At 38.7% G+C, this 6,811-nt stretch carries 5 protein-coding genes and 1 pseudogene; 3 read left to right on the forward strand and 3 right to left on the reverse strand.

Going from position 1 to position 6,811, the window contains the following annotated elements:
- The 3 genes from AAC037_RS16895 to alaS all read right to left on the reverse strand — a co-directional run.
- Positions 1–710 (reverse strand): DUF4369 domain-containing protein (locus AAC037_RS16895; protein ID WP_339904200.1); only part of this gene is annotated, 710 nt, incomplete at its 3' end.
- Positions 711–714: 4 nt separating this feature from the next.
- Positions 715–2,199 carry an Asp-tRNA(Asn)/Glu-tRNA(Gln) amidotransferase subunit GatB gene (gene gatB, locus AAC037_RS16900; protein ID WP_339904202.1) on the reverse strand — a complete coding sequence of 495 codons (1,485 nt, stop codon included), beginning with the start codon at positions 2,197–2,199 and terminating at the stop codon, positions 715–717.
- A 68-nt stretch (positions 2,200–2,267) separates the two neighbouring features.
- The gene (gene alaS / locus AAC037_RS16905; RefSeq protein ID WP_339904204.1) at positions 2,268–4,904 is read right to left on the reverse strand and encodes an alanine--tRNA ligase; all 2,637 of its coding nucleotides are present in this window, start codon (positions 4,902–4,904) and stop codon (positions 2,268–2,270) included.
- Positions 4,905–5,059: 155 nt separating this feature from the next.
- Between alaS and AAC037_RS16910 the strand changes: the two genes are divergently transcribed.
- The 3 genes and pseudogenes from AAC037_RS16910 to AAC037_RS16920 all read left to right on the forward strand — a co-directional run.
- The gene (locus AAC037_RS16910) at positions 5,060–6,037 is read left to right on the forward strand and encodes a M23 family metallopeptidase (RefSeq protein WP_339904206.1); all 978 of its coding nucleotides are present in this window, start codon (positions 5,060–5,062) and stop codon (positions 6,035–6,037) included.
- 164 nt (positions 6,038–6,201) lie between these two features.
- Positions 6,202–6,555, forward strand: coding sequence for a MerR family transcriptional regulator (locus tag AAC037_RS16915; RefSeq protein ID WP_339904208.1), 354 nt, complete (start codon positions 6,202–6,204; stop codon positions 6,553–6,555).
- A pseudogene (locus AAC037_RS16920) lies at positions 6,536–6,811 on the forward strand (DNA-protecting protein DprA); the annotation flags it as partial. The gene AAC037_RS16915 and the pseudogene AAC037_RS16920, both read left to right, overlap by 20 nt.

Here is a 6,811-nt window from a genome sequence, read left to right on the forward strand (position 1 = left end):
TGACCTATAGAAAGGGCTCTCATTTCATTCAATTCCTGTTTCCAAGAATTGATCAATTTCATGTCAGGATATTGATCACCAAGGGCGGCAACAACACTATCCATAAAGTTAAAGTCCTTACCGGGATCTAGCATGCCTATTCCTGCCAATGCAGCAAAACTACCTTCCGCATCAGCAATTACTCCCTTGATGCGCTCGGCTTGATTCATCCCCATCTCTACGGCTTGTTCCCGTATTTGCTGTACTTTAGCCTGATCTTTTTCAGTCATGGCTTCATAAAAGGCAGAATTTAATGCATTGGCCTCTTCTTGGTATTCAGCTGTCAGCTCATCTATTCTGAATAATAAACGACTGTCGGTAGAGCCTTCAACGGCCAGTTCCTCAGATTCAAAATCGTATTTTATTTGTACATCTTCCTGATACAAAGCCAAACGAATGGTTTTTTCGCCATATAAGTCTAAATCATAGAAGTTTGGCTTGTCAATTTCCAAGTTGTAACTAAATGAACCTCCCTTAACTTGAAGTGTATCAATAACAGTGATTTTGTCTGTTTCGTAGACAGACAAAACAACCTCCCCTTCAGGAATTTGTTTCAATTCACCGGAAATGGTGACATTCCCATCAAAGACCTCTTTCTTATCTTCCCCACATGCGGACAACAGCATGGCTGTTAAGCCCAATGAAAACATACTCTTAGTTAAGACGTTCATAAAATTAATTATCCAATAATTCTGTTAAAATTTTGCTGGCCACCTTAGGGTCAGCCTTGCCTTTAGATTTTTTCATAACCTGCCCCATAAACATGCCCATGAGCCCCTTCTTACCGGACTTGTACTCTTTTACTTTGGCTTCATTCTGCGACAGAACTTCCTCTATCAACGGTTTAATGGAGTCTTCGTTGCTGTCTTGAATTAAATTTAATTCTTGAGCAATTTCCAAAGGTGTTTTTCCCGGATTGGCTATTAACTGTGGATAAATCTTTTGAGAACCTACTGTAAAACTTACTTTACCCTCATCGATTAAGGCTATTAGGGCGGCAATTTGTGTTACCTTTAAAGGGAAATCTTCAATTTTTAACGTTAATTCATTCAAATAAGACTTGATAGGCCCCATCATCCAGTTTGAGGCTGCTTTATAATTGTTGGTATGTTTACACAACGACTCAAACCATAAAGCAATATCTTTTTGGTCGGTTAAAACTCCTGCATCATATTCAGGAAGTCCATAAGTGTTTACAAATTTATCAAACAATTCACGAGGAAGAACGGGTAATTCAGCCTTAATGGACGAAAGCCACTCTTCAGAAATTACTACAGGGCTCAAATCGGGCTCAGGGAAGTACCTGTAATCATTAAGATCTTCCTTGGTTCGCATACTGGCCGTCAAACCCGTGGTAGCATCAAATGTCCTGGTTTCAGAAACAATTTCCTCACCTCTTTCAAGCAAACCTATCTGGCGTTCAAACTCATGTTCAATGGCACGGGCCACATTCCTAAATGAGTTCATGTTTTTCACTTCCACCTTTTTGCCTAGTTCTTGATCACCTTTAAGCCTTATAGACACGTTTGCATCACACCTTAAAGATCCCTCTTCCATATTACCATCACAGACATCCAGGTAAACCACCAACTTCTTAATTTCTGCAAGAAGATTATATGCTTCTTCAGAAGAACGCATATCAGGCTCCGTTACAATCTCAATAAGTGGAACCCCTGCCCTGTTAAAATCTACCAATGTATCTACTTCACCTGCCAAGTGCATGGACTTACCCGCATCCTCCTCCATATGGATCCGGGTAAGGGCTACCTCTTTTTTCTCTCCACTACTGAGAGTAATGGGCACAAAGCCCCCAACACAGATTGGATTTTTATCCTGCGTCAGTTGATAACCTTTCGGTAAATCAGGATAAAAATAATTTTTTCGGGCAAACACATTTCTTCTGGTAATAGATGAATTACATGCCAAGCCCATCTTCACTGCATATTCTACTGCTTTTCTATTCACTTTGGGTAAAGTTCCCGGATGTCCTAATGTGATCACCGATATATTGGTGTTGGGCATTTTTCCATAACTGTTGGCATCAGAAGTATACATCTTGCTTTCAGTAAGTAATTGTGCATGGACTTCTAAGCCAATCACCAATTCATACTTCTCCTTAATAATATCTGCCGTTAATGTAGTGGACTTATCTTCAATCATTTCTAAATTGTTACAGTTTTTGTTCCAAAGTGTCAACCCCAAACGAAGACAATTTGAATTCAGCTAAATTATTTCAATGCCTGCTGAATCAAAGTTTCAGCTTTTTCTAAGGCAATCGGTAAGCCTGAAGAATCCTTCCCTCCGGCTGTGGCGAAAAAGGGCTGGCCTCCTCCCCCTCCTTTGATTTCTCTTGCGAGCTCTCTTACCATATTTCCGGCATGAAGTCCTTTGTCTTTCACAAGCAAATCATTTACCACTATAGCCAGCTGCGGCTTACCATTTATGTCAGCAGCTAAAACAGCTACCAAGTTCTCTATTTCATTTTTTAATTCAAAAGAAAGCTTCTTCAAGGCCTCAGCATTAGGCAATTTAATCAATCCTAATATTAAGTTATAACCGTTGAAGGATTTTACCTCACTTTTTAACGTTTCTTTAATTTTTTCGGTAGCTTTTTGGTTCAAAAGCTCAATTTCTTTCCTTAAAGCTGCCCTTTCAGTCATCATTCCTTCAATCGCAGCCACAAGATCTCTGGGGTGTTTAAGTGTTTCTTGAATTTCTTCCAATAGGGCAAATTGCTTTTTCACATAACCTTCTGCACCTTGGGCTGTAACAGCCTCAATTCTTCTTACTCCTGCGGAAATAGAACTTTCAGAAATAATTTTAAACAATCCTATTTCTCCTGTGGCAGCCACATGGGTGCCTCCACACAATTCCACAGAATAAGAAGGATTAAAAGTTATTACCCGAACTTGTTCTCCATACTTCTCTCCAAAAAGGGCGGTTGCTCCCATGGCTTTCGCCTCAGCTATTGGAATGTTTCTTTTCTCATCCAAAGCAATATTTTCTCTAATTTTCCCATTGACGATTTCTTCTACCTCATGCAATTCCTCAGGGCTTAATTTAGCGAAATGGGAAAAATCAAACCTTAAAATCTTATCATTGACCAAAGAGCCTTTTTGTTGTACATGGTCACCAAGCACCTGCTTCAATGCCGACTGTAGCAAATGTGTGGCCGTATGATTACTTTTAATCAAACGCCTTTTATCTGCATTGACTTCACCCTTAAAATCTGCTTCAGGATTTTTTGGCAAAGCACTTACCCAATGAACAATAAGGTCATTCTCTTTTGTAGTATCCAAAACAGTAATGCGTTCTTCCTCATTTGAAAGCGTTCCTGTATCTCCCACTTGTCCACCACTTTCAGCATAAAAAGGGGTTTCAGTCAAGACCAACTGAAAGCGGTCTTTCTTTTTATCCTTTATTTTCCTGTATTTGATAATTTGAGCGGTGGCTTCTAAGGTGTCGTATCCTACAAATACAGAACTTTCCTCGTCGTTTACCATAATCCAGTCTCCGGTTTCTAGCTTTGAGGCTGATCTGGACCTGTCTTTTTGAGCTTTCATTGCTGCTGAAAAACCTTCTTCATCTACACTGAGACCATTCTCACGAGCTATCAGGGAAGTCAAATCCAATGGAAACCCATAAGTATCGTACAATTCAAAAGCTACCTCCCCGGGGATGGTGGTTTCATTTTTATCTGCCAATCCTTTTTGGATGGATTCGAGATTTTTTAAGCCTTTGTCTAAAGTCCTTAAAAATGCGAGCTCTTCTTCCTGGATAACTTTGGTGATAAAGTCTTGTTGTGAATTGATTTCAGGGTAGAATTCACCAAATTTCTCTGCCAATACAGGCACCAAATTAAATAAGAAAGGCTTTTTCAGGTCCAAAAAGGTATATCCATACCGAACGGCCCTCCTTAGAATCCTTCGGATAACATAGCCTGCTTTGTTATTGGATGGCAACTGTCCATCTGCAATGGTAAAAGAAATGGCTCTAATATGATCTACAATTACCCTAAAGGCAATGTCTATTTTCTCGGATTCACCATAAGTAAAACCGGATATGTTTTCCATTTTAGCAATAAATGGAGAAAATAAGTCTGTATCGTAATTGGATGATTTATTTTGGATGACCCTCACCAGTCTTTCTAGACCCAAACCTGTATCCACATGTTTTGCAGGCAGCTCATTGAGATGCCCATCCGCAAAACGGTTGAACTGCATAAAAACCAAATTCCAGATTTCTATAACTTGGGGGTGATCCTCGTTTACCAACTCCCTGCCGGGTATACTTTTTATTTCTTCCAGAGGCCTCATGTCAAAGTGAATCTCTGAACAAGGACCACAGGGACCTGTTTCTCCCATTTCCCAGAAGTTATCTTTTTTAGAACAAAAAAGAATGCGGTCTTTCTCTACCAATTCGGCCCAATAATCAAAAGCCTCATCATCTTGCTCCAACTGATCGGCCTTATCTCCACCAAAAACAGTGATATAGAGCCTGTCTTTAGGCAATTGGTAAACTTCAGTGAGCAATTCCCAAGCCCAATTGATGGCTTCTTTCTTGAAATAGTCCCCAAATGACCAGTTGCCCATCATTTCAAACATGGTATGATGGTAAGTATCGACTCCTACTTCCTCTAAATCATTGTGCTTTCCTGAAACTCTGAGACACTTTTGACTGTTAGTAACGCGAATGTGTTCAGGATTTTCATTGCCTAAAAAATAATCCTTAAATTGATTCATTCCAGCATTGGTAAACATCAATGTGGGATCGTTTTTCACAACTATTGGTGCAGATGGAACAAACTGATGCGCTTTAGATTGAAAAAAATCAATGAAATGGCTTCTTATTTGTTTGGAATTCATGTTTATTTACCTTAGAATGAATTACTTGGAATATTTAAAGTTTTTGAATTATCTTTGTAACCAAACACCCAACTATCTACTTCCCTACAAAGTAGCTTAATCGACTGGGTTTTTTCGGATTACAAAATTAGAAGTTTTAACGTACTATTTGTTAAATGAGTAGAATAAAATATTATTACGATCCCAAAACTTGTAAATACGAAAGGTATGTTAAGAGCAAATGGGATGTTACTTTAAATGTATTGGGATTCTTATCCTTGTCATCAATATTAGCTGTCGGTATCCTTCTCGTGTTTCATTATTACTTTGACAGCCCCAAAGAATTGATCCTAAAAAGGGAAAACAAAGAGCTTAACCTTTATTACGAACTGTTGGAACAAGAGGTCGCACAATTGAACACCATGATGGCTGACCTCCAAGAAAGAGATGATAATCTATACAGGGTTATTTTTGAATCTGAACCAATCCCCAACTCGGTTAGAAATGCAGGATATGGTGGATCTGATAGATTTAAAGACATCAAAGAAAAAGGCCTTAATCAAGGCAAGATGATTATATCTGTGGCCAACAAAGTGGAAACGCTTAAAAAACAGTTGTATATTCAATGGGAATCTTACAACGAACTGTCTGAAACCGCTCTAAACAAAGAAGAGTATTGGGCGTCCATCCCTGCGATTCAACCTATACACAATGAGGAGTTAAACAGGCTAGCTTCAGGCTATGGAATACGCCTACACCCTATCCTTAAGGTGAAAAAAATGCACACCGGTATCGACTTCTCAGCTCCTAAAGGTACGCCGATTTACTCTACAGGAGACGGTGTTGTGGAACGTGTTCGGACCGAATTTGGTGGCTATGGAAAGTCCGTTATTATAGACCATGGCTTTGGTTTCAAAACCAGGTATGCACATATGAATGACTTTAATGTAAAAGTTGGAGAAAAAATCAAACGAGGAGACAAAATAGGTACGGTAGGAAACACCGGTTCATCTACAGCTCCTCACGTACATTATGAAGTAATCAAGGACGACAAATATGTTAATCCGGTCAATTATTTCTTTAAAGACCTTGAACCAACGGAGTTTGATAAAATCCTTGAATTGGCTTCCAGAGAAAATCAATCCCTTTCTTAAAGCAAACATTCAAAAAAATTTAAGGGCCCTTTCTTTAGAAATTGAAGAAAGGGCCTTTTTTTTGCTACTATTCAATTTTGCGGAAGCATAAAAAATTAATAGCTAGGATTGCCTTCTATATAATGGATAATTTTTATATTTTTGATTAAAAAAACACCAGAGAATTGCCTTACAAAGAAAAAGATATTGAAAAAAAGTATTATTCGATTGGCGAAGTTGCCGATAAGTTTAAGGTTGCCACTTCCTTGATTAGGTATTGGGAAGGTGAATTTGACATCATCAAGCCTAAAAAAGACAAAAAGGGAAACCGTAGATTTACCATCGATGATATTGAAAAGATTCAGTTGATTTTTCATCTGGTAAAAGAAAAAGGCTATACGCTTACAGGTGCCCAAGAGATTATCAAAAGGGACATGCATAAGGTTCAGGACAAAGCAGCTATGATCCAAAGACTACATGAAATCAGAGGTTTTTTGACAGAAATCAAAGACAATCTGAATGAAAAACCAGCCGAATAATGACTTTTTATATGCAGTAGCCCTAAGTTTGATCCCAAAATTAGGACCGGGCACCTATAAAAAAATCATTTTACACTGTGGATCTGCAGCATCCTTTTTTAATCTACCCTCCGGCAAGTTGGAAAGAATCCAAGGCATTGGCCCCAAATTGCTGGCCTTCAGAAAGAAAAAACTAAAATATCTCAAAGAGGCGGAGCAAATTATAAACGCTGCCAATCGAAACCAAATTCAAGTTCATTGCTTTCAGGATGAAAAT

Source organism: uncultured Cyclobacterium sp. (assembly GCF_963976465.1).
Lineage (GTDB): Bacteria > Bacteroidota > Bacteroidia > Cytophagales > Cyclobacteriaceae > Cyclobacterium.

Coding starts and splice junctions, on each gene's coding strand:
- gatB (WP_339904202.1), bottom strand. CDS start 2,199: ATGATTGAAGATAAGTCCACTACATTAACGGCAGATATTATTAAGGAG.
- alaS (WP_339904204.1), bottom strand. CDS start 4,904: ATGAATTCCAAACAAATAAGAAGCCATTTCATTGATTTTTTTCAATCT.
- AAC037_RS16910 (WP_339904206.1), top strand. CDS start 5,060: ATGAGTAGAATAAAATATTATTACGATCCCAAAACTTGTAAATACGAA.